Source organism: Streptomyces sp. NPDC003697, from assembly GCF_053587115.1.
Map to the genome: position 1 here is coordinate 1 of NZ_JBSFNN010000101.1, position 21,411 is coordinate 21,411.

A 21,411-nucleotide genomic window follows, 5' to 3' on the forward strand; every position below is an offset into this window, starting at 1 on the left:
AGTACATCCAGTACGAGGGCGTCCGGCCGGCACGCCGAGAGCACGCACCGGACGCCACTCCTTGACGGGCAAACGTTGCCTGCCGCGGCACTAGCACGGCCGGCAACCGCGGCCGACGCCGGTCCAGCGCCGCCGGGCCGCCGGTCCGGCCGGGGCGGGCCGGCCGCGGCCGTGGCGCGCGCGCCCGCGTCCCGAGTAGCCCTGGCCTCGTGCCGTTCCGGCCGCGTTCGGAGGTCTCGTGCCGCTGAGCCGGTTCCGGGATCGCGGTTCTGGACCGGCGGGGGCGCTTGCCACCTGCGGCGCGCCCCGACTTCGGGCGCTCCGGCCCAAAGGCTCCGGCCTCGCGCGGTTCCGGCCGCACCGACGCCCCCTGCCGCGAGTCCGTTCCGCTTGGGGCGGGGAAGCGCCCGCCGGGGATGTGTCCATCGGTCAGCGCTCCCGTCCCGGGTCGCCCCGGCGTCCCGTCGCCGTCCCCCGAGCTGCCGCGGGCCCGGGGTGCCGCGCGGCCGCGGGCCGTCCGGGTGCGCCGCCCGGGCCGGTACGGCGCCCGGGGCTTGCCGCCCGGACGCCCGGCTGTGGCGTATGTCCGTGTCGTGCCGGGGCATCCGGAGTGCTGGAGGTGGACATGGACATGAGTGTCATGGCGGGGAGCGGCCGTACACGGGCCCGGCGGGCCGCGAAGGGCTCGGTGACGCGGGGAGCGGCCCGGGCGGGACTGACCGCCCGGGGAGTGATCTATCTGCTGGTCGGCGTGCTCGCGCTGCGGATCGCGTTCGGGGACGGCAGCAGGCAGGCCGATCGCAACGGCGCCCTGCAGGCCATCGCCGGGGAGCCGTTCGGGGCGGTGCTGCTGTGGGCCCTCGGCCTCGGCCTGGCCGGCATGGCCCTGTGGCGCCTGTCCGAGGCGGTCTTCGGTTCCGTCGGCCCCGAGGGACGGTCGGCCAAGAAGCGCCTGCTGGCCGTCGGCCGGTTCGTGTTCTACGTGTTCGTCGCCGGGTCCGTGCTGGCGTTCGCGGCGGGCTCCGGCGGCCCCCGCTCCAGCGACGAGCAGTCGCGTGACGTCACGGCCAAGGTCCTGGAGATGCCCGGCGGCCGGTGGATCGTCGGCGTCGTCGGCGCCGGGATCGTGGTGGCGGGCGTCTGGATCGGGGTGCAGGCCGTACGGCGCAAGTACCACAAGAAGCTCAGGCTGGGCGAGATGTCCGCGCGGACGCGCAGGCTGGTCGACGTGGCCGGAGTGGGCGGGGGCGCCGCCCGCGGGCTGGTGTTCGCCGCGGCGGGTGCCTTCGCGATCCGGGCGGCCGTCGACTACCGGCCCGAGCGGGCCAAGGGCCTGGACGACACCCTGCGCTCGTTCTCCGACACCCCCCTCGGCCCGTGGCTGCTCGTGCTGGTCGCAGCCGGCCTCGTTCTCTTCGGCCTGTTCTCCTTCGCCCTGGCGCGCTGGCGCCGGGTCTGACCCGCCGCCCGCCCGGCATCCTGCGGCCCGTGTCGTCCCGTGAGTCTGAGTGGCCACGAGCGGGGAACACGGTGCGGATGAGCGATGACGAGCTTCCCCCCGACGACCGGGCCGTGGAGGTGTACCTCGACCTGCTGCGCGTCCGGCTGCCCGAAGAGGACTACGAACTCCTGCTCGACCTGGTCGACCCGGTCCTGCGGGCGATCGACGAGCGGGGCCTGTCGACCGTCGACTTCCCGCTGAACGACGCCCGCGCGCAAGGACTGCCGCAGGAGATCCGGGACGAGGCCGCCCTGGTCATAGCGACGGCGGTCACCGGCAGGATGGACAACGAGCTGGTCGTCCTCGACATCGAGGAGACCGGCCCCGTCCGCGTCGTCACCGACGCGGAGACCGCCTCCGATCCCGGCCGGCTGACCGAGATCGCCGACTTCATCCGCGAGCGCCACCGTGAGACCGAGGAGCTGCGCGGCATCGCCGAGGTGAGCGACCTGCCGACGGACTTCTGACAGGTGGCGTTCCGCCGGGCCCGGCCTGCCGATCCCAGCGGGCCGGTCACCTCTTCGGCGTCGCCACCGGCACGCCCAGGGGACGGGCCAGGCCGAGCACGGCCTCGTCCAGCCGCTGCAGATGCCGCAGCACCCGGTCGGTGACCTGGCCGTAGCGGGGGCTTCCGGTCGTCCCCGGCTCCAGCAGCGAGGCGATGCTCGGAGCGGACTCGATCTCGGCGGCGGCGTGCTCGTCCGTGACGTGCGCGATGATCGCCCCGAGGTTCTGGCTCATCCGGCGGCTGGCCTGCCGCAGCCGCGGATCCGCCGCGATGGACGGGTGCGTGGGCAGCAGTTCCGCGGTCGCCGCCAGGGAACGCGCGTGGTAGGCACTGGTTTCCAGCAGCGCCACGACGTACTGGGCCGTGTTGCGCCGGGCCCGCAGCGGCGTGATCGGGTGGGTCAGCGGCTGTGCCGCCGATCGCAGGTCGGCGAGCGCCTGGTCCAGTTCGCGGGCCGCGTCCAGCAGGTTCGCCGCGGCGCCGCCGCTGAGCTGTTCGACGGCGGCCTCGGTGACGTCCGCGAGCCGCTCCAGCACCGTCACGAGCAGTTCGTTCGTCCGGCGCTTCGTGTGCACCGGCAGGACCAGCGCCGCCGCGATCACCCCGCAGGCCGCGCCCAGCGCCGTCTCCTCCACGCGCAGCACCAGCACCGACAGGCTGTACGTGTGCAGCAGGGTGTACAGCAGTCCGAGCGCCGCGGTGACGAAGAAGGACATCACCGTGTACGACAGCGGCGCGGTGTAGAACATCAGGAAGACGAACACCAGGACGAGCGCAAGCGCCGTCCACGTGTGGTGGCCGACCAGGCCGGCCAGCACTATACCGGCCACGACGCCGAGCACCGTGCCCACCAGACGGCGGTAGCTCTTGACCACGATCTCGCCGGTGGAGGAGGTGTTGATGAAGACGATCCAGCAGGTCAGCACCGCCCAGTACCACCGTTGTGCGGAGAGGAACTCGCCGCCCACGATCGCGAGCGCGGAACCCACCGCGACCTGGACCGCGGCCCGCGTGGTCGGCCTGCGCAGCCCGGCCGGCTCCTCCTCGGCACGCTCGCTCGCCTCGGCGCCCTCGATGGCGGCGTCCTCGGCGTCCAGTTCCTCCCGCGAGCGGACCGTGGCCGGAGTGTCGTCGGTGTCGTCCTGCGGTCCGCCCAGGGCGGTCCTGAGCCCCAGCACGGCCCGCGCGGCCTCGCCGATACCGCGGAAGACGTCCTGCGCTGCGGCCGGAGCGGGCGGGAGGTTGTCCCCGTCGCGGTAGCCGATGAGCCGGTTGCGCACGTACGACATCGCCGTGCCCCCGCCCTCCCCGACGGGCCGCAGCACCAGCATCCGCAGGGCGGCCAGGTCCCGGCGGATCGTGTCGGTCGCCTCGTCCCGCACCGGCAGCGGACGGCCCGGGGGGACCGGCGCGCCGGGCAGGTGCAGGGTGAGCGTGTCCGCCCGCTCGGCGCTGCGCGCGTTGAGAAGCAGCAGACCCAGTCGCTCGGCGGCGACCTCGGCGTCCGCGATGCGCCGCTGGACGAGCCGGGCCACGGCCTCGTCCGAGGTCCCCTCCTCCAGGCGGGCCTGGATCATCATGGCCGTGTCGTGCAGGCGCAGGGTGTTCTCCCGGACCTCCTGCAGCGCCTTGTCCACGTCGCCGGGTCCGGCGTCCAGCAGGGTGAGCTGCGCGGACACCAGCTGTGCCAGGCGTACCCGGAACGCCTCGCGCAGCCGTTCCAGGGTGCCCTCGGGCCTCTCGTTCACGATGACGAACCGCACGAACGCGCTGCTGGCGAAGGCGATCACGATCGCGACGTACAGCCCGGGCAGGGCGCTGGGGGTGGAGCCGACGAACAGGGACAGGAAGTAGGTCTGGAAGCCGATCAGGCCGAGTGCGGTGCCCCGGTCGCCGAACCGGCGTCCGTAGACGGCGCAGAAGATCAGGGCGACGAAGAACAGGTCGCCGAGGACGATGTGCGAGCTGAGCAGCGCGCCCAGCGACATGGACGCCAGCGCCGTCGCCAGACCGAGGACCAGGGTGACGGCCTGCGCGCCGCGCTGCTTCTCGCGGATGGCGAAGGTGGCCACCATCGAGGCGATCGCCCCGGCCACCAGATGGGTCAGCGGCGACCGCAGCACGCCGAGGACGGCCAGGGTCAGGGCGATCGCCCCGACCGTGCGCATCCCGGTCGCCAGTCGCAGCAGGCCGGGATCGGACGCCGCCAGGTGGTCCCGCAGCCGTGCCCCGAACGACCGTCCCGCTGCCCTCACGCCGCCGTACTCTCTCCCGCTCCAGCCGATGATCGACAACCTCAAGAATGGCACGCCGCGGCCGGACCGCTCCTACGGCCCGGCCGCACCCCGCCGCGCCGTCCCGGCGCCGGGGTCACAACTGCACGCGCCGGGACCGCTCGACGTGCTGCCGCACCTGCTCCGGTGTGAGATAGGAGTCGGTGTACTCGAAGTCCTTGAGCTTGGCCGGCTTGCGGGCCTGGAAGCCGGTGCGCACGAAGTCGTCGCCGGCCACCGCGTTGAGCATCCAGTTCGTCAGGACCCGGATCTTGGCGACGTTCGTGCGCAGCGCTCCCAGGTGGTAGCCGCGGGCGACCGCCTGGGCGGGCAGGCCGCGCAGTTCCACACCGAGCGGCTTGGAGACGGCGTCCCTGCCGCCGAGGTCGACGACCAGGCCGAGGTCCTTGTGCTTGTAGGGGCGCATCGGCTGGTTGCGCAGCGTCGCGATGATGTTGTCGGCCACGTGACTGCCCTGGCGCATGGCGTGCTGCGCGGTCGGCGGGCAGACCGCCCCGTCGCCCTTGGCGAGGTCCGGCACGGCGGCGGAGTCGCCGAGCGCGAACACCCCGTCGTGGCCGGGCAGACACATTTCGGCGGTGACCGCGAGCCGGCCCTTGACCGTCTCCGCACCCAGGGTGGCGATCAGCGGGCTGGCCACCACGCCCGCCGTCCAGATCAGGGTCCGGGTCGGCACCACCCGGCCGTCGGTGAAGGTGACCTCGGTCGGCCCCGCCTTGGCGATGGAGACCCCCAGCGAGACCTCGATGCCGCGCCGGCGCAGTACCTCCAGCGCGCTCTGGCCCAGCTTCTCGCCCAGCTCCGGCATCAGCTTCGGTGCGATGTCGATGAGATGCCACTTGATCAGGGACGGGTCCAGCCGGGGATAGCGCTCGACGGCGGCGTGCGTCAGGCGCTGCAGGTACGCGGCCGTCTCGGTGCCGGCGTAGCCGCCGCCGACCACCACGAACTGCAGCCGGGACACGCGCTCGGCCGGGTTGTGGCTGGCGTCCGCGAGGTCCAGCTGGGAGATGACGTGGTCGCGGATGTAGGCGGCCTCGGCGAGCGTCTTCATCCCGAAGGCGTAGTCCGTCAGGCCCGGGATGTCGAACGTGCGGGTGACGCTGCCCGGCGCCAGCACGATGTAGTCGTACGGCTCGTCGATGAGCTCGTCGGTGATGCTGCGGACGACGCAGACCTTCGCCTCAAGGTCCACACCGATCGCCCCGCCGGGGATGATGCGGGTGCGGTACCTGCTGCTGCGGCGCAGCGAGATGGCGATCGACTGGGGCGTCAGCACGCCCGAGGCGACCTGGGGGAGCAACGGCAGGTAGAGCTGGTAGGCGAACGGCGTCACCAGGGTGATGTCGGCCTCACCGGGAGTGAGTTTGCGCTCCAGGCGGCGCACACACTCCACTCCGGCGAAGCCTGCGCCAACCACCAGGATCCTGGGTCGTGTCACGGTGTTCATCCCTTCTGCGGCTCCAGGCGGTCTGCCTCGACGTCATGCGCCTGCCCCTGGATCGCTGCTTCGCACCTCGTCGATCCACCGTGCCGGCCGCACGCTCCGCCGGCCGGACAGGCGGACGTACGCCTCGGACGAGGTTCCCTGAGCCCACCCTGCCCGCCGGCGGCCGGAAGCGCACCGCCGCTGGGCGCGGCGGCCGTGCCGGACGCGGTCGGTCACGGTCCGTCTGGGCGAGTTCCCGGGACGGGCCGACGTATCTCACCCGGGGGCACGACGGCGTCCGCGGGTATGCGCCGTCGGCCCGGAAGGGGGCGCCCGCCCGCACGTGCCGTCGGCCCCCGCGCCGGGCGGTGGCGCGGCGAGACCTGATCGTGTCGTGTACGAGCCCGTCTTCCGGGTAGCCCGACCGGCATGACGAGTGCGGGTGCCGGGGGAAGCTGAGGTGGGATGTGAGCAGGGCCCGGAACAGTGGGACGGAGTCGCCCGGCAGGTGGTGGACGCGGTCGAGGGCCTGGTGGCCCTCTGGATCTCCACGGCCGCCGAGATCTCACCCGGGTTGCCCGCGCGTCAGCTGATCGCCCTCAAGACGGTCCGGCGCCGGCCCGACCTCAACCTCACGGCGCTGGCCGAGCATCTCGGCGTCGGCCTGCCCACCGCGAGCCGGCTGTGCGACCGGCTGGAGGCCGCCGGGCTGCTGGAGCGGACCGTGCAGCCGTGCAACCGGCGGGAGGTCCAGCTGGCCGTCACGGCTCACGGGCGGCGGCTGCTGGCGGAGGTGACGGAGGGGCGGGTGCGGCGTCTGGCCGCCGTGTTCGCGGACATGACGCCGGCGCAGTGCGCCGCTCTGCACCAGGGCCTGCTGGCCTTCCAGCAGGCCCGTGCGAGCCCGCGCAACCCGCCGCCCCCGCGCCGGTCCCCGGAGCGGCCGGACGGATGAGCCCCGACGACTGCGGTCCGCGGGTTCGGGGAGCCTGCGGGTCAGTCGAGCCCGCGGGCTCGTGGAGCCTGCGGGGTTCGTGGGGGTCGGGAAGCCCGTGAGTTCCAGGCGCCTGGCGGTTCGGGGCGGAAGCCCGCCCGGGACCGCTGAGCCCGGCCGGCGAGCCCCGCGGGGGCGACGGGTTCACCGGGCGGGCGGTGAGGCCGTGCTCCGGCCGGGCCCTCCCCGCCCCGCAGCGACCGAAACGCCCCGGCCGCCCGTGTGCGCCGTCACGCGGGACGGGCTCATCGGCGCGCGGTCCCGCTCTCCCCGGCCGATCGGCGGTCCGAGCCGGCGCCGGAGCCCACCCGGGCGCCCCGGCGACCCGCGTGGCCGCGGCGGGGCGGAGACCGCCGGCAGCCGCGGGTCCGCACCCCGCGCGGCTCAGGCACGTCGCCGCACGGCCCACGACTGCGGACGCGACTGCGCCGGCAGGGTGGCGCCGTCGAGGTGGCACAGCAGCAGGCAGACGTCGTCGTCGCGTTCGGAGTCGCTCAGCATCGGGTCCAGGATCCGGTCCGTCGCACCGTCCAGATCGGCGGCCAGCTCCGCCGAGTCGAACCCGCCCAGCGTCGCCGCCAGACGCCCGATCCCCGCGTCTATGCCCCGCGCACGGCGCTCCACCAGCCCGTCGGTGTACAGCGCCAGCGTCGAACCGGGGGAAAGGGGGACGGTGTGGTCGGCGATCTCCTGCCGCAGCGGGATGCCGAGCATCGCGCCCGGCTTGGCGTCCAGCGTGCGCACCCGGCCGTCGGACGTCCGCAGCACCGGCGGCGGATGACCCGCGGCGGCCCAGGTGAGCGTCGGGTCGCCGGGGCGGAAGCGCGCGATGACCGCGGTGGCGTACAGATCGGGCTGCAGATGGTGCAGGAACGTGTGCAGCCGGGTCAGGAGCTGCCCGGGACTGCCGCCGTCCACGGCGTACGCGCGCAGCGCCGTGCGCAGCTGGCTCATCATGACCGCCGCGTGCAGTCCGTGACCGGTCACGTCACCGATGACGGCGATCAGGCTGCCGTCGGGCTGCCGGAAGGCGTCGTACCAGTCCCCGCCGATGTTGAGCCCCCGCGTGGCCGGCAGGTAGCGCGCGGCCAGGCCCAGGCCCGGTGTCGTGGGAAGCTCCGTGAGCAGGGCCCGCTGCAGGGTCTCGGCGATGTCCCGGTTGTGCTCGAAGCGCTGGGCGTTGTCGATGGCGATGCTGGCGCGCCGGGCCAGCTCGATCAGCATGACGGCGTCGTCCAGGTCCCAGCGCTCCCCGGGCGGCGCCAGGGTCAGCACGCCCAGCGTCGTCCGCCAGGTGAGCAGCGGGATGCACAGCAGCGGCCGCGACGGGTTCAGCGCCGAGGGCGGCTGGTCGTCGACGCCGGGCAGGCCGCCGGGGTGGTCGGCGGCGTACTGGGGCCGCCCGGTGCGGGCCGCGATCACGGCGGCCGCCGGATGGGGGGCCGACCGGCGCCGGTCGTTGTCGTCGAACAGCCACACGTCCATGCTGTCGGCGTACTCGGGCACCAGCAGCTCCGGCAGCCGGCGCACGATCTCCTCGTGGTTCAGCGAGGCCGTCAGCACGGCACTGGCGTCCGCCAGGAAGGTGAGTCTGCGCCGGGCGCTCTCCGCCTCCGTGCGTGCCTTGCGCTCGGCCGCGAAGGCGTCCCGCTGGGCCCGCCCGGCGGCGTCCAGCTCGGCGTGGAGCGCCAGGACGCCCTGGTTGGTCTGGTGCAGCTCCTCCCGGTGGAAGGCGACCAGCTCCTCCTGCTCCGCGAGCCTGTCCAGCGCCAGCGCGGTGTCCTCGTCGGCGCCGAGCAGCGCCTCGGCCAGCACCGCCGGATCGTCCGGCACCTCGCCGTCGGGCGCGTCCGCGGCCTCGGGACAGGCGACGGCCGTCCGCCACGGCGGCTCGGCGTCCGCCTCGTCGGCCGGGGCGACCGTGACCTGCAACCGCCCCGCCCGGGAGGGAGCCTCCAGGGTGAGCAACCAGGCGCCGCCCTTGGTGAGGCAGTGCCGCAGCCGCGCGCTGAGCGCGGTGGCCAGCCGGGTCCGTTCGAGGGTGGGCACGCCGCAGGCGGCGGCCAGACGGGCCGCCGCGATGCGGGCCCGGGCCGCCTGGGTGACGGTGCTGATCTGCCAAGTGCGTGTCATGTGTGGTCCGGCGGTGTCGTGGTCAGGACGGCCACGGCCGTGTCGTCCCGGAGGGGGCGGGCGGAGCTGCCGGCGTCGCGGACCGTCGCGGCCGCGACGGCCGCCGGATCGGCCGTCGGCGGGCCCGGCTCGCTCGGTGGGGCCCAGCGGCTGGGCAGGCCGTCGCTGTGCGGGAGCGGGGGACGCCCGGAACCCCAGGGCACCTGGCGCTCGGGCAGGAACGCGGGCCGGTGCGCACCGGCGATGCCCGGCCCGGACGGCAGGGCGTGCCAGGTGCGGCCCTCGCGCAGCCGCGCGCCCACGTGGTCGACGCGCATCAGGACTCCCCGCGCGGAAGCGGGGCACGGAGCGCCCATGAGGTCACGGTGACGGTGGTACCGGCGCCCGGGACGCTGTCGACGGCGAACTCGTGCACCAGCCGCCGGGCGCCGCCCAGGCCCGAGCCGGAATCGCCGCCCGAGGTGTCACCGTCCCTCAGCGCCTGGTCGAGGTCGGGGATGCCGGGGCCCTCGTCGCCGAAGGCGAGCCGGAGCCCGTGTGTGCGCCCGTCGGTCACCCGCGTCACCTCCATCCGCCCGCCGCCGCCGTGCACCAGGGTATTGCGGGCCAGCTCGCTGGCCGCGGTGACCAGCTTCGTCTGGTCCACCAGGCCGAAGCCGAGCCGGGCCGCCGCCTGGCGCACATGCTGCCGGACCCGCACGAGATCGATGTCCGAGCGGATCGGCAGACAGGTGTGAACGCCCGCGGCTCTCTCCATCAACGGCTCCCCGGACGCGGGCTGCCGGCGCGGGAGGCGGGATCCCGCGCGGACACCAGCCGGACGGCCTCCTCGGTGCTGAGCGCCGTCCGCAGACCCGGCAGTGTCAGGCCCAGCTCCACCATCGTCGTGGCGACCGCGGGCCGCATGCCCGCGATCACGGTCCGCGCCGCCAGGAGCCCGGCCCCCGCGGCGATCCCGGCGAGGACGCGGCCGAGGAAGGAGTCGACGACCTCGACGCCGGAGAGTTCGATGACGACGCCGGACGCCCGGGTGCGGGCGATGGCCTCGCCGATGTCCTGCTGGAGGTGCTCGGCCGTGCTTTCGTCGAGCAGGTCCCCCTGGAGGGTCACCAGGAGCACGTCACCGAGCCGGAGCACCGGTACGTGCCCCGTGGCCGGCCGGGAGAGGTCGCCGATCACCGGTGGTCCACACCCTGCGCCGCGGGGACGATGCCGGCACCGGGCTCACGCAGCGCGTGGCCGGGGGCGTCCGCGAGGCCGGCGCGGGTGACGACCGTGCCCAGCTCCCGACCGAGGCGGACGACGGCCTGCGCGATGGCCCGACGGACGCCGGAGACCACGCCGTCCCACAGCTTGGCGACGGGCGCGGCGACCTCCTGCAGCCGCTGCCGGTCGGTCAGGGCACGGCCCTCCTCCCGCGCCGGCGATCCGTGCTGTCCTGCGGATGCGTGCTCCGGCACCTGCTCAACTCCTCATCTGCGTCGGTTGCATCGTTGCGGTCCCGCCGGAGGCGACGAGGCGGGCGATGCGACCTTTGCCGGACGACAACTGTATCCATGCGCCCACCGCGTCCGACACCCGTCCCGGACAGCCCGTCCGGTCGGGTGGCGGGCGGCCCGGCCACCGCCCGGCACATGTTCGTGCCGTGGACCGCCGTTCGAAGCGGGCCGGCGGGGCGGGGTGCTGTCCGGGCCGGGAGGGTCCGGGGCCGCGGCGTCCGGGGCCGCGGGCACCGCCGCACATCCCGCCAGGCCCCAGCCCCTCAGGGCGTGGGCTGCTTGCCGAACCAGTCGAGGCAGACCACCAGCGCGTCGTCGTCCGGTTCGGCGCTGCCGCGGTGACCGGTCAGCTCCCGCAGCACCGCCGAGGGCACCTCCGCCGCCGGCAGCAGCCCCGTGGAGGCGATGGCCCTGGTCAGGGCGCGCTCTCCGTACTGCTCGCCACCGGGCGCGGCGACCGCGTAGACGCCGTCGCTGACGAACATGAGCCGGTCGCCGGGCCGGAGCTGGAACTCCTGGACCACGTAGTCGGTCTCTTCGAACATGCCGAGCGGCAACTGCTGCTCGAGGGTGACCGCCGTCACGGTCCGGTCGCGCACGCTCAGCATGCGCGGGGAGCCCGCGTCGACCACCTGCATGCGCCCGGTCGACAGCTCCAGCTCCAGCATCAGCACCGACAGATGGGCCTCGCCGTGGTAGTGCCCGTAGACGGCCTGGTCGGCCAGGGCCGCCTGGTCGGCGAGGGGGAGGCCGGCCCGCCGGGCGTTGCGCAGCGCGTTGATGGCGAGGTTCGTCAGCAGCGAGGCCTCGATCCCCTCGCCCATGCCGTTGGTGATGTACAGCATCAGACGGTCGGCGGAGACGGACCAGTCGAAGTTGTCGCCGTGGATCGCGTAGGCGGGCTGCAGTTGCGCGCCGAGCGCGTACTCGGGCCCCGAGCAGGAGCGGGCCGGCAGCAGTTGCCACTGCATCTCGGCCGCGAGGGTGAGGCGGTCCTTGCGGCGGGACCGCATGTAGAGGTCGGTGTCGCGGTCGGCGACGACGATCTCGTGACCCAGCGCCCGTGCCACCTCGACGAGTTCGCCCAGCTGCGCGTCCGCGTGCGCGGACGCGGCCAGGGTGACGCACAGCACACCGAGCCGGTCGCCGCGCACGGTGACGGGCAGGAACACCCGTACCCGGCCGTCACCGCGGTCCTCCACATACGGCTCCTGTGCCCCGTAGGCCCGCCCGGCCGGGCTGCCGTGCACGGGCGTCGGCCGACCGCCGTGCGAGGGGTCCGCGACGGGCTGAAGCACCGTCAGGCCGTAGTCGGCCATCAGGAACTCGACGGCCTCTGCGTCGTACTGGCTGCGGAGCACCTCTCTGAGGGTGTGCACCACGCGGTGCGGAGCCGCGGAGCGCAGGGCCCGCTCGACGCCCACGAGTCTGTTCACGATGTCGGTCACGCCATTCTCTGTGATGCGGCGGAGTCACGTCCGTGCCATGGTGGCCGAGACACCGCGTTCCATTCTGATCCTCCTCCGCGCCGCTGTCCCACCGGAAGGTGAGCTGACAGCAGCCGGGAACCCTGGGAGAGTGTGACCGTGACGTCCTCCTACTCCCGCCCGCACCCCACCGAGGTGGCGCATGTGACCTCGGAGGCGGCGGAGCTGCTGGAGGTCCTGTGGGGCCGTGCTTCCACGGGCCCGGTCTCCGCCTCCCAGCTGCGCGTGCTGTTCATTCTCGAGCACAACGAAGGCATCAACCTGCGCACCCTCGCCGACGCACTCGGCTCGACGCCGCCGTCGACGAGCAGGCTGTGCGACCGGCTGGAGGCGGTGGGCTTCGTCCGCCGCGAGACGGCGGTCAGCAGCCGCCGCGAGGTGCAGCTGGAGCTCAGCCGTCGCGGGCGTGCGTTCCTCGCCGACCTGCGCTCCCGCCGTGAGGCCGCGTTGCAGTCCGTCCTCGAGCAGATGCCCGCGACACAGCGGGCCGCGCTGCTGACCGGACTCGACGCGTTCTGCGCCGCCGCGTCCGCCCAGATCCACGACAGCGAGACGACGGACGACGCCCGTACGGCGTGACCGTCCGAGACCCCGGCGGGCGCGGACAGGCGCCGCGGCCGCGTTCCGCCGAGCGACGCACGCGTCCACCGGCCCATGCGTTGCCTCCCGTCCCTCACACCGCGCACGACTGCCCGCACACTTTGTTGCCTGACGGCTACAGTTGTCAAACGGCAACTGTTGGGCCCGCGTGAGCGACCGGGAACGGCGCTCACGCCACAGGTGCGCGGCGGAGGGTCAGTCCTCCTGCTCGCCGGGCGGCTCCTCGGCCGTCTCCGGCTGCCGGTCGACCAGCGCGAGTGCCTCGTCCACGCTCTCGGACACCGGCACCGTGATGCTCACACCCGTCAGGTCCAGGATCCGGCGTACGGCCGGCGTGGGCGCGATGATGTGCACGCTGCCGGGCCGCTCGCGGACCTCCTGGTACACCCGCAGGATGATGTTCATGCCGGAGGAGTCCATGAAGGGGACGCCGGAGAGGTCGAGCAGGAAGTGCCGCCGGCCGTGGTGGAGCTGGTTGGCCAGGTGGGCCTGCAGCTCCGTCGCGGTGTCGACGTCCAGGTAGCCCTCCACCGTGAGAAGGGCGACGTCCTCCCGGGGCAGGGTGACTTCGACGGACAGGGGGTTCTGGGCAATGGGCACGGGTACCTCCAACGAGTGCTGACGGCGGGAGCTGGTCATCCCGGTCGGCCCCTCCGACGCGCCTGCATCCCGGCGGAACGCCGTGATCAAGGTCTCGTCGGGGCGGACGGGCGACGATCGCCGAAACCGCAGGACGGCGGGGCCTGTCGCACACGCCGGCCCCATGCCGTGCCCCCTTTCACCTGCGGATCTTCGACTCTCGCCGCGCATCCGCGCCTACCCCGGAATCACGCCGGCATACCTACGGACAGCGGGGGTCGTTAGACGTGCGCGGCCCGGCGTGGGACGGTGGGAGCAGCCCCCGGGCCGTCCCAGGCCCACACCCCCATCAGAGAGGGGGGCGAAGTAGATGGGCGCTCACGTCTCATTGAACCCCGTCGGCACCACGGCAACGCTGACGCTCGACACCGACATCGACGACCAGACCCGCCCGGCCGTGGAAGCCGTCGCCGCCGGCCTGCCCGCCACCGTCCGGGAACTGACCCTCGACTTCCGCCGCGTGACGTTCGTGGACAGTGCGGCCCTGCACCTGATCCTGGCGATGCGCCACAACCTCGACCGCACCGGCGGCCGGGTCCTGGTCGCGGGCCTGGGCGCGCAGCCCCACAGGCTCCTCGCGCTGGCCACCGACCTGTGGCCCGAGGGCCGCTGGGACACCTACCTGACTCCGGCGGCGTGAGCTCCGGCGGCAACCGTTCCGCGGACACCGCCCGGGAGCCACCCCGGTGAACCCGCGGCGTGACGGCGGGGGAACGGGACCCGTGGCGGCACGACGAGAAGAAGGGGGCCTGCCCGGCACACAGTGCCGGGCAGGCCCCCTTCCCGTGTGTTCCGCGCCGGACGGCGCCGGGGCAGCCGCTACGGCAGCGGCGTGCCGCCGGTGGCGTTGAGGATCTCGGCCGTGATGTAGCTGGCCCGCTGCGAGGCGAGGAAGACGTAGGCCGGGGCGATCTCGGCCGGCTGGGCGGGCCGCCCGAGCGGCGACTGCTTGCCGAACGACCGCGTGTCCGGCATGGTCGCCGGGATCAGGGGAGTCCACACGGGTCCGGGGGCGACCGCGTTGACGCGGATGCCGTCCTGCGCGACCGTCTGCGCCAGCCCCTGGGTGAACGTCACGATGGCGCCCTTGGTCGTGGCGTAGTCGAGCAGGTGCGGGCTCGGCTTGTAGGCCTGCACTGACGTGGTGTTGATGATCGAGGACCCGGCCCGCATGTGCGGCAGGGACATCTTGGACAGCCAGAACATGCCGTACAGGTTCGTGCGCACCACCCGGTCGAACTGCTCGGTGGAGATCGCGCGGATGCCTTCCGGCTGGGACATCTGGTAGGCCGCGTTGTTGATCAGCACGTCGATGCGGCCGAACTCGGAGACGGCGCGGTCCACCAGGTCACGGCACTGCTTCTCCTCGCGGATGTCGCACACCACTGGCACCGCCGTGCGTCCTGCCTCCTCCACCAGCCGGGCGGTCTCCCGGGCGTCCTTCTCCTCCTCCGGGAGGTAGGTGAAGACCACGTCCGCACCCTCGCGCGCGAAGGCGATCGCGACCGCCCTGCCGATGCCGGAGTCGCCGCCCGTCAGCAGGGTCTTGCGGTCGGTGAGCTGGCCGCTGCCCCGGTAGGACTCCTCCCCGTGATCCGGCGGCGGGTCCATGGGCCCGGTCCAGCCCGGATGCTCCTGGCCCTGCTGCGGGAACTCCGGCTGCGGGTGCTGAGTCGTCGGGTCCTGCTGACGGTCGTCGGTCATGCTGCACCTCCGTGGGGGGAACGCCCCGTGAGCGCCGGGCTTGCATCGCTGCTCCAAGTGCCCACGGGCGCGCGGCGCACACCGGCGGACACGCGAACGGCCCCGGCCGCCCGCGCCGGTGGCGGGCGGACGGGGCCGTTCGCGTGGATCCGAGCCGTCCGGGGCGGCCCGCGGGTCCTGCCGCCGCGTGGACGCCCCCCCGCGGCGGGGCCGCGCGCGACAGTCTCAGCCCAGCCGGATGCCCACGATGCAGGTGTCGTCGTCCGTGTCCGACCTGCTGTAGGTCAGCAGGCGGTCGAGCTGCTGGTCCAGCGTGCGCGGCGCCGAGCTGGCCGTGGTCAGCAGGTGCGTCAGCGACTCCTCGACCGAGCGGTCCCGCCGCTCGATCAGACCGTCGGTGTACATCAGCAGCGTGTCCTGCGCCGCCAGCTGCACCTCGTCCTCCTCGTACACGGCCTCGGGCACCGCGCCCAGCAGCAGGCCCCGCACCAGCGGCAGCGGCGCCGCCTCCGTGTCGCGGACCAGCACCGGCGGCAGATGGCCCGCGCGGGCCCAGCGCAGCGTGTGCCGTGCCGGGTCGTACAGCGCGCACACCGCCGTGGCCGTGACCGCGCCGGTCAGATGGTGCGCCACGATGTTGAGCCACGACAGCAGCTGGCCCGGCCCGGCGCCCGTCACGGCCAGACCCCGCAACGCGTTGCGCAGCACGACCATGCTGGTCGCGGCCTCGATGCCGTGGCCGGCCACGTCGCCCACGCACAACAGCACCAGCCCCGACGGCAGCACGACCGCGTCGTACCAGTCGCCGCCCACCAGCTGCTCGGTCTCGGCCGGCCGGTAGCGCACGGCGATCTGCAGGTCGGGGACCTGCAGAGGCGCCTGCGTCGGGGGCATGATCGCGTGCTGGAGCTGCAGGGTCAGCCGGTTGCGCTCGCTGGCCTGCTGCTCGGTGTGGGCGAGCTGGTCGCGGGTGGCGGCGAGCGCCACCTCCGTCCAGTGCTGCGCAGAGATGTCCTGGTAGGCGCCGCGGACGACGAACAGCCGGCCGTCGGTGTCCAGGACCGGCTCGGCGACGATCCGCATATGGCGGGTGACCCCGTCCGGCCGCTGCAGCCGGAAGGCCGCGGAGGCCGGCCGCCGGTGGTGCAGCACGGTGCGCAGGAACCGGCGGATGGTGACCGTGTCGTCCGGATGGGCGTGGGCGGGCAGCTCCTCGAGCGGGACCGGGGTGCTCGTCGGCGCACGCCCGTACAGGTCGAACAGCTGGCCGTTCCAGGTGATCTCACCGGTCAGCAGGTTCTCCTCGAACCCGCCGATGCGGCCGAGGCGCTGGGCGTGCTGGAGCAGACTGGCCAGCCGCGCCGCCTCGTCCTCGATGCGCCAGATGAGCAGCACGCTGCTGCCGTGCCGGCTGATGCTGATGTCCGCGACCGCGGACAGCGGCACCTGGCCCACCAGCGCGGTCAGGTGCATACGGTGCGCCCGGAACGGCTCGCCCGTCGCGTACACCCGCTCGATGCGCTGGAAGAGCTCGCTCTCCCCGGCGGTCATCGGGTAGGCCTCCAGCAGCAGCGCGCCGCTCACCACCGCGCGCGGCCGTCCCGCCGGGTCGAGGAAGCGGCTGTTGACGTGCTGGATGCGGAAGTCCACGAGCTGTCCGGAGCCGTCGACGTGCGGCACCAGCACCAGGGCGGGGTCGTGCAGCCCGTCCGCGAGGTCCATCAGCTCGGCGGCGTCCGGCATGACCCGGGGCTCCTGCCCGAGGTCGTGGCGCGTCGTGTACGTCTCCAGCGTGTGCGCGCACAACTCCGCCAGGGCCTCCACCTGGCGGACCACCTGCGGCGGCTGCGGCTCCAACGGCGACGGCCAGATGATCTCCAGCACGCCGTGGATGCGTCCGCCGGTCCCGGCGGGCAGGGCCACCCGGCCGCCGTCCGGATGCATGTGCCGTCCGATGGTCGGCAGGCCGGTCTCGGCGAGCGACGACAGCCACACGCCGGTCCGCTCGCTCAGACCGCGGCGCGCGACGGTGGCCACCTCCGGGGGCACGTACCGCCACCGGCCCGCCTCGGCGGGCGAGAAGCCGGCACTGCCCGCCAGACTGAGCGAGCCGTCGGCGCCCGCCGCCCAGACCGCCACGGCCACCGCGCCGAGCGGGCGCAGCGCGTGCTCCAGCAGGGAGTCGGCGACGGCCTGCGTGTCCTGCGCGGCGAGCGCGCCGCTCTCGGCGGCGCGCAGCCGCACCGCCGCGGAATCCTGCTCGGCGGCCGCAGGGGAGGCCGCGACCGTGAGGAACGCGTCGGTGACCTCCGACATCCGGTCGCGGGCGGCCTGGTTGATGACCTCGACCGCGAGCTCCAGCGGCGTCACCTTGGCCTGCTCGGTCAGCTCGGCCAGCTGCCGGGCGGCCTGCGCCGGGCCGCAGCCGAGGCGCTCGACCAGGATGCCCTTGGCGAGCTCGATCAGGGCACGTCCCTCGGCCTCCACCTGGGCCGCCCGCACCTCGCGCCGCAGCCGCTCGACCGTGGCGGCCAGCCTGCCCACCGGGGAGGTGGCGGAGACACCGGCGAGTTCGCGGGACGGCGGCTCGTCGAGGTCCGGCTGCACGGGGAACGGTGGCAGTTCCTGGTGCGGCTCGGCGCCGGCCGGCTCGCGTGGCTGCTCGGGCGTGCTCACGATGGGGATGCTCCTCGGCTGCGGGGCCCTGGGGCGCGGAACGTGCGGTTGCGGGCTCTGCCCGTCCCGCCGGCGGGCGGGACGGGCCTCGGCACGCTCACGCCGACAGCCAGCGCCGGACGCAGGCGATGAGGTCGTGCGTGTCGACGGGCTTGGTGACGTAGTCACTGGCACCCGACGCCAGCGACTTCTCCCGGTCGCCGGGCATCGCCTTGGCGGTGACGGCGATGATGGGCAGCTCGGCGTACTGCGGCATCTTGCGGATCTCCGCGGTGGCCGTGTAGCCGTCCATCTCCGGCATCATCACGTCCATCAGTACCAGCGCGATGTCCGGGTTGTCGACCAGCGTCTCGATGCCCTTGCGCCCGTTCTCCGCGTGCAGCACGCGGAAGCCGTACAGCTCCAGGATGCCGCTGAGCGCGAACAGGTTGCGGGCGTCGTCGTCGACGACGAGGACGGTACGGCCGGCGAACGTGCCGTCGACCGGCGGCGCGAGCTCCGACGGGTCCTCGTTCCGCACCAGCGACAGCACGTCCCCGGGCTCCTCGGCCGACAGGTGCAGGGCGATGCGCTCACGCAGCTCGTCCAGGCTGGAGAGGAACTCCAGCGCGCCGTCGTCCGCGCGCGACCGCAGGGCCTCCGCCCGCGCCACGTCGGGGCGGTTGCCGCTGTGGATGAGCACCGGCACGCCCGCCAGCGCCGAGTCGCCCTCCAGTGCCTGCAGGAACCGCGACGCCTCCCCGTCGGGCATGTCCAGGTCGAGGACGACGCAGTGGCACGGCTCGGCCGCCAGGGCGCCGGCCGCCTCCTGGGCGCCGATGGCGGTGATCACCTCCACCGCGGGCGGCGCGGCGGTGTCGTCCGGGCTGTGCCGGGCGACATCCGCGACGACGCTCTCGGCCACGAGGGTCAGCAGTCCGCGCGGTCGCTCCTCGACGACCAGCAGCCGGCGGGCGCGCTGCCCGGCCGGGCTCGGGCGCTGGGGCGCCGGGAGCTGGGCCGCCGGAGTCGAGGCCGCGACCCGGGCCGGCTCGGCCTCCGCGGCCCGGCCGCTGTCGTACTGCTCGAAGTCCGGCAGGGCCACCGGCAGGAAGAGGGTGAAGGTGCTGCCCCGGCCCGGGGCGCTGTCCACGGTGACGGCGCCGCCGAGCAGGTGCGCGATCTCCCGGGTGATGGACAGACCGAGGCCCGTGCCCCCGTACTTGCGGCTCGTGGTGCCGTCGGCCTGCTGGAAGGCACCGAAGATCGTCTCCAGGTGCTGTTCCTGGATGCCGATGCCGGTGTCCTTCACGCGGAAGGCCACGACGGCGCCGCCCCGGACCACTCCGGCCGGCACCTCGCCGTCCGCCGCGGACTCGATGGACAGCTCCACACCGCCCTGTTCGGTGAACTTGACCGCGTTGGACAGCAGGTTGCGCAGGACCTGGCGCAGCCGGGAGTCGTCGGTCAGCAGGTCCGCGGGCGCGCCGGCCGCGGTGGTGACCGTGAACTCCAGGCCCTTCTGCGTCGTCATCGGCCGGAAGGTGGCCTCGACGTACTCGATGAGCTGGCGCAGCGACACCCGCTCCGGGCTGACGTCCATCTTGCCGGCCTCGACCTTCGACAGGTCGAGGATGTCGTTGATCAGCTGCAGCAGGTCCGAGCCCGCGGAGTGGATGATGCCCGCGTACTCCACCTGCTTCGGGGTGAGGTTGCGCGAGGGGTTCTGCGCCAGCAACTGGGCGAGGATCAGCAGGCTGTTGAGCGGGGTGCGCAGCTCGTGGCTCATGTTCGCCAGGAACTCGGACTTGTACTTCGAGGCCAGCGACAGCTGCTGGGCGCGTGCCTCGAGCTCCTGCCGTGCCTGCTCGATCTGCAGGTTCTTCGCCTCGATGTCACGGTTCTGGGCCACCAGCAGCGAGGCCTTCTCCTCCAGCTCCGCGTTGGAACGCTGCAGTTCCTCCTGCTGCTCCTGCAACTCGGCCGAACGGGCCTGCAGTTCGGCGGTCAGACGCTGCGACTCGTCCAGCAACTCGTCGGTGCGGGCGTTGGCCACGATCGTGTTGACGTTGACGCCGATGGTCTCCCGCAGCTGCTCCAGGAAGTCCCGGTGGATCGCGGTGAAGGGGGAGACGGACGCCAGCTCGATCACGCCCAGCACCTGGTCCTCGAACAGGATGGGCAGCAGCAGCAACGCGGTCGGCACGGCCTGGCCGAGCCCCGAGGAGATGGTGATGTAGCCCTGCGGCAGCTCGTCGACGCTGATCGTGCGGCGGCTGCGCGCGGCCTGGCCCACCAGCGACCGGCCGAACCGGATCCGGACGGGCCGGTCGTCGTCGGGGTGGCCGTAGCCTCCCACGAGCCGCAGCTCCGGCCCCTCCTCGCCCTCCTCGGCGAGGTAGAAGGCGCCGTACTGGGCCGCGACCAGGGGGGTCAGCTCCTCCATGATCAGCTCGGCCACCACGGGCAGGTCGCGGTGCCCCTGCATCAGGCTGGAGATCCGCGCCAGGTTGGTCTTGAGCCAGTCCTGCTCCTGGTTGGCCCGGGTCGTCTCGCGCAGGGACCCCACCATCGAGTTGATGTTGTCCTTGAGTTCAGCGACCTCGCCGGAGGCCTCCACGGTGATCGACCGGGTCAGGTCGCCCTCGGCCACGGCGCTGGCGACCTCGGCGATCGCGCGCACCTGGCGGGTCAGGTTGCCGGCCAGCTCGTTCACGTTCTCCGTCAGGCGCTTCCAGGTACCGGAGACGCCCTCCACCTCGGCCTGGCCGCCGAGGCGTCCCTCGGTGCCGACCTCGCGGGCGACGCGGGTGACCTCGTCGGCGAACGCGGAGAGCTGGTCGACCATCGTGTTGATGGTCGTCTTGAGCTCCAGGATCTCGCCGCGCGCGTCGACGTCGATCTTCTTCGACAGGTCGCCCTTGGCCACCGCGGTCGTCACCAGCGCGATGTTGCGCACCTGGCCGGTGAGGTTGTTGGCCATGGAGTTGACGTTGTCCGTCAGGTCCTTCCAGGTGCCCGCCACGTTGGGCACGTGGGCCTGGCCGCCGAGGCGTCCCTCGGTGCCGACCTCGCGGGCGACGCGGGTGACCTCGTCGGCGAACGCGGACAGCGTGTCGACCATCGTGTTGATGACGTCGGCCAGCGCCGCGACCTCGCCCTTGGCCTCGACGGTGATCTTGCGGGAGAGGTCGCCGCGGGCCACCGCGGTGGCGACCTGGGCGATGGAGCGGACCTGCCCGGTCAGGTTCGACGCCATGACGTTGACGTTGTCGGTCAGGTCCTTCCACGTGCCCGACACGCCGCGCACGTCGGCCTGGCCGCCGAGGCGTCCCTCGGTGCCGACCTCGCGGGCGACGCGGGTGACCTCGTCGGCGAACGCGGAGAGCTGGTCGACCATCGTGTTGATGGTGTTCTTCAGCTCCAGGATCTCGCCGCGGGCGTCGACGGTGATCTTCTGGGAGAGGTCGCCCTGCGCCACCGCCGTGGCGACCTGGGCGACGTTGCGGACCTGGGCCGTGAGGTTGCCCGCCATGAAGTTCACGGAGTCCGTGAGGTCCCGCCAGGTGCCCTTGACGCCCTTGACGTCCGCCTGGCCGCCGAGGCGTCCTTCGGTGCCGACCTCGCGGGCGACGCGGGTGACCTCGTCGGCGAACGCGGAGAGCTGGTCGACCATCGTGTTGATGGTGCTCTTCAGCTCCAGGATCTCGCCGCGGGCGTCGACGGTGATCTTCTGGGAGAGGTCGCCCTTGGCCACCGAGGTCGTCACCTGGGCGATGTTGCGCACCTGCGAGGTGAGGTTGCCCGCCATGAAGTTCACCGAGTCGGTCAGGTCCCGCCAGACGCCGGCGACGCCCGGCACCTTGGCCTGGCCGCCGAGGCGTCCTTCGGTGCCGACCTCGCGGGCGACGCGGGTGACCTCGTCGGCGAACGCGGAGAGCTGGTCGACCATCGTGTTGACGGTCTCC

Annotated in this window: 17 protein-coding genes; 5 read left to right on the forward strand and 12 right to left on the reverse strand. The window is 73.5% G+C overall.

From position 1 onward, the window contains the following. Positions 1–625: 625 nt before the first annotated feature. Both ACWDNY_RS27880 and ACWDNY_RS27885 read left to right on the forward strand, forming a co-directional pair. Positions 626–1,459 (forward strand): DUF1206 domain-containing protein, encoded by an 834-nt coding sequence (locus ACWDNY_RS27880; protein WP_451648556.1) that lies wholly within the window; start codon positions 626–628, stop codon positions 1,457–1,459. A gap of 77 nt (positions 1,460–1,536) precedes the next feature. Then, positions 1,537–1,968 carry a hypothetical protein gene (locus ACWDNY_RS27885; protein ID WP_451648557.1) on the forward strand — a complete coding sequence of 144 codons (432 nt, stop codon included), beginning with the start codon at positions 1,537–1,539 and terminating at the stop codon, positions 1,966–1,968. A gap of 46 nt (positions 1,969–2,014) precedes the next feature. Here ACWDNY_RS27885 and ACWDNY_RS27890 read toward each other — a convergent pair whose 3' ends face one another. Both ACWDNY_RS27890 and ACWDNY_RS27895 read right to left on the reverse strand, forming a co-directional pair. After that, positions 2,015–4,264, reverse strand: coding sequence for an FUSC family protein (locus ACWDNY_RS27890; protein WP_451648559.1), 2,250 nt, complete (start codon positions 4,262–4,264; stop codon positions 2,015–2,017). 115 nt (positions 4,265–4,379) lie between these two features. Beyond that, positions 4,380–5,753, reverse strand: a complete 1,374-nt coding sequence (locus ACWDNY_RS27895) for an NAD(P)/FAD-dependent oxidoreductase (protein ID WP_451648560.1) — start codon at positions 5,751–5,753, stop codon at positions 4,380–4,382. A gap of 439 nt (positions 5,754–6,192) precedes the next feature. On the opposite strand from ACWDNY_RS27895, the gene ACWDNY_RS27900 reads away from it, so the two are divergent. Beyond that, positions 6,193–6,687 (forward strand): MarR family winged helix-turn-helix transcriptional regulator, encoded by a 495-nt coding sequence (locus tag ACWDNY_RS27900; protein WP_451648562.1) that lies wholly within the window; start codon positions 6,193–6,195, stop codon positions 6,685–6,687. Between the two features lie 423 nt (positions 6,688–7,110). Here ACWDNY_RS27900 and ACWDNY_RS27905 read toward each other — a convergent pair whose 3' ends face one another. The 6 genes from ACWDNY_RS27905 to ACWDNY_RS27930 form a co-directional block, all read right to left on the reverse strand. Then, positions 7,111–8,859 (reverse strand): PP2C family protein-serine/threonine phosphatase, encoded by a 1,749-nt coding sequence (locus ACWDNY_RS27905; RefSeq protein ID WP_451648563.1) that lies wholly within the window; start codon positions 8,857–8,859, stop codon positions 7,111–7,113. Next, on the reverse strand, positions 8,856–9,176 hold the full coding sequence (locus tag ACWDNY_RS27910; RefSeq protein ID WP_451648564.1) for a hypothetical protein: 321 nt from the start codon (positions 9,174–9,176) through the stop codon (positions 8,856–8,858). Before ACWDNY_RS27910 ends, ACWDNY_RS27905 begins: the two co-directional genes overlap by 4 nt. Continuing rightward, a complete protein-coding gene (locus ACWDNY_RS27915; protein ID WP_451648565.1) occupies positions 9,176–9,616 on the reverse strand; it encodes an anti-sigma regulatory factor in 441 nt (146 codons plus the stop codon). Before ACWDNY_RS27915 ends, ACWDNY_RS27910 begins: the two co-directional genes overlap by 1 nt. Beyond that, entirely contained in the window at positions 9,616–10,038 is a 423-nt protein-coding gene (locus tag ACWDNY_RS27920; RefSeq protein WP_451648566.1) for an STAS domain-containing protein, read from the reverse strand. Before ACWDNY_RS27920 ends, ACWDNY_RS27915 begins: the two co-directional genes overlap by 1 nt. Continuing rightward, complete coding sequence (locus ACWDNY_RS27925; protein WP_451648567.1) at positions 10,035–10,319, reverse strand: hypothetical protein; 285 nt, start codon at positions 10,317–10,319, stop codon at positions 10,035–10,037. Before ACWDNY_RS27925 ends, ACWDNY_RS27920 begins: the two co-directional genes overlap by 4 nt. 302 nt (positions 10,320–10,621) lie before the next feature. Continuing rightward, positions 10,622–11,806, reverse strand: coding sequence for a PP2C family protein-serine/threonine phosphatase (locus tag ACWDNY_RS27930; RefSeq protein ID WP_451648568.1), 1,185 nt, complete (start codon positions 11,804–11,806; stop codon positions 10,622–10,624). Between the two features lie 132 nt (positions 11,807–11,938). Between ACWDNY_RS27930 and ACWDNY_RS27935 the strand changes: the two genes are divergently transcribed. Next, positions 11,939–12,424 carry a MarR family winged helix-turn-helix transcriptional regulator gene (locus ACWDNY_RS27935; RefSeq protein WP_451648569.1) on the forward strand — a complete coding sequence of 162 codons (486 nt, stop codon included), beginning with the start codon at positions 11,939–11,941 and terminating at the stop codon, positions 12,422–12,424. A gap of 216 nt (positions 12,425–12,640) precedes the next feature. Here the strand turns inward: ACWDNY_RS27935 and ACWDNY_RS27940 are convergent, their stop codons facing one another. Next, the gene (locus ACWDNY_RS27940; protein WP_451648570.1) at positions 12,641–13,045 is read right to left on the reverse strand and encodes an STAS domain-containing protein; all 405 of its coding nucleotides are present in this window, start codon (positions 13,043–13,045) and stop codon (positions 12,641–12,643) included. Between the two features lie 349 nt (positions 13,046–13,394). On the opposite strand from ACWDNY_RS27940, the gene ACWDNY_RS27945 reads away from it, so the two are divergent. Then, entirely contained in the window at positions 13,395–13,724 is a 330-nt protein-coding gene (locus ACWDNY_RS27945; RefSeq protein WP_451648571.1) for an STAS domain-containing protein, read from the forward strand. 179 nt (positions 13,725–13,903) lie between these two features. Here ACWDNY_RS27945 and ACWDNY_RS27950 read toward each other — a convergent pair whose 3' ends face one another. From ACWDNY_RS27950 to ACWDNY_RS27960, 3 genes are all read right to left on the reverse strand, one after another. Further along, positions 13,904–14,788 carry an SDR family oxidoreductase gene (locus ACWDNY_RS27950; RefSeq protein ID WP_451648572.1) on the reverse strand — a complete coding sequence of 295 codons (885 nt, stop codon included), beginning with the start codon at positions 14,786–14,788 and terminating at the stop codon, positions 13,904–13,906. Positions 14,789–15,013: 225 nt separating this feature from the next. After that, positions 15,014–17,464 (reverse strand): SpoIIE family protein phosphatase, encoded by a 2,451-nt coding sequence (locus tag ACWDNY_RS27955; RefSeq protein WP_451648573.1) that lies wholly within the window; start codon positions 17,462–17,464, stop codon positions 15,014–15,016. Between the two features lie 97 nt (positions 17,465–17,561). Then, positions 17,562–21,411, reverse strand: a 3,850-nt coding sequence (locus tag ACWDNY_RS27960) for a HAMP domain-containing protein (protein WP_451648574.1), incomplete at its 5' end; no start/stop codon positions are given.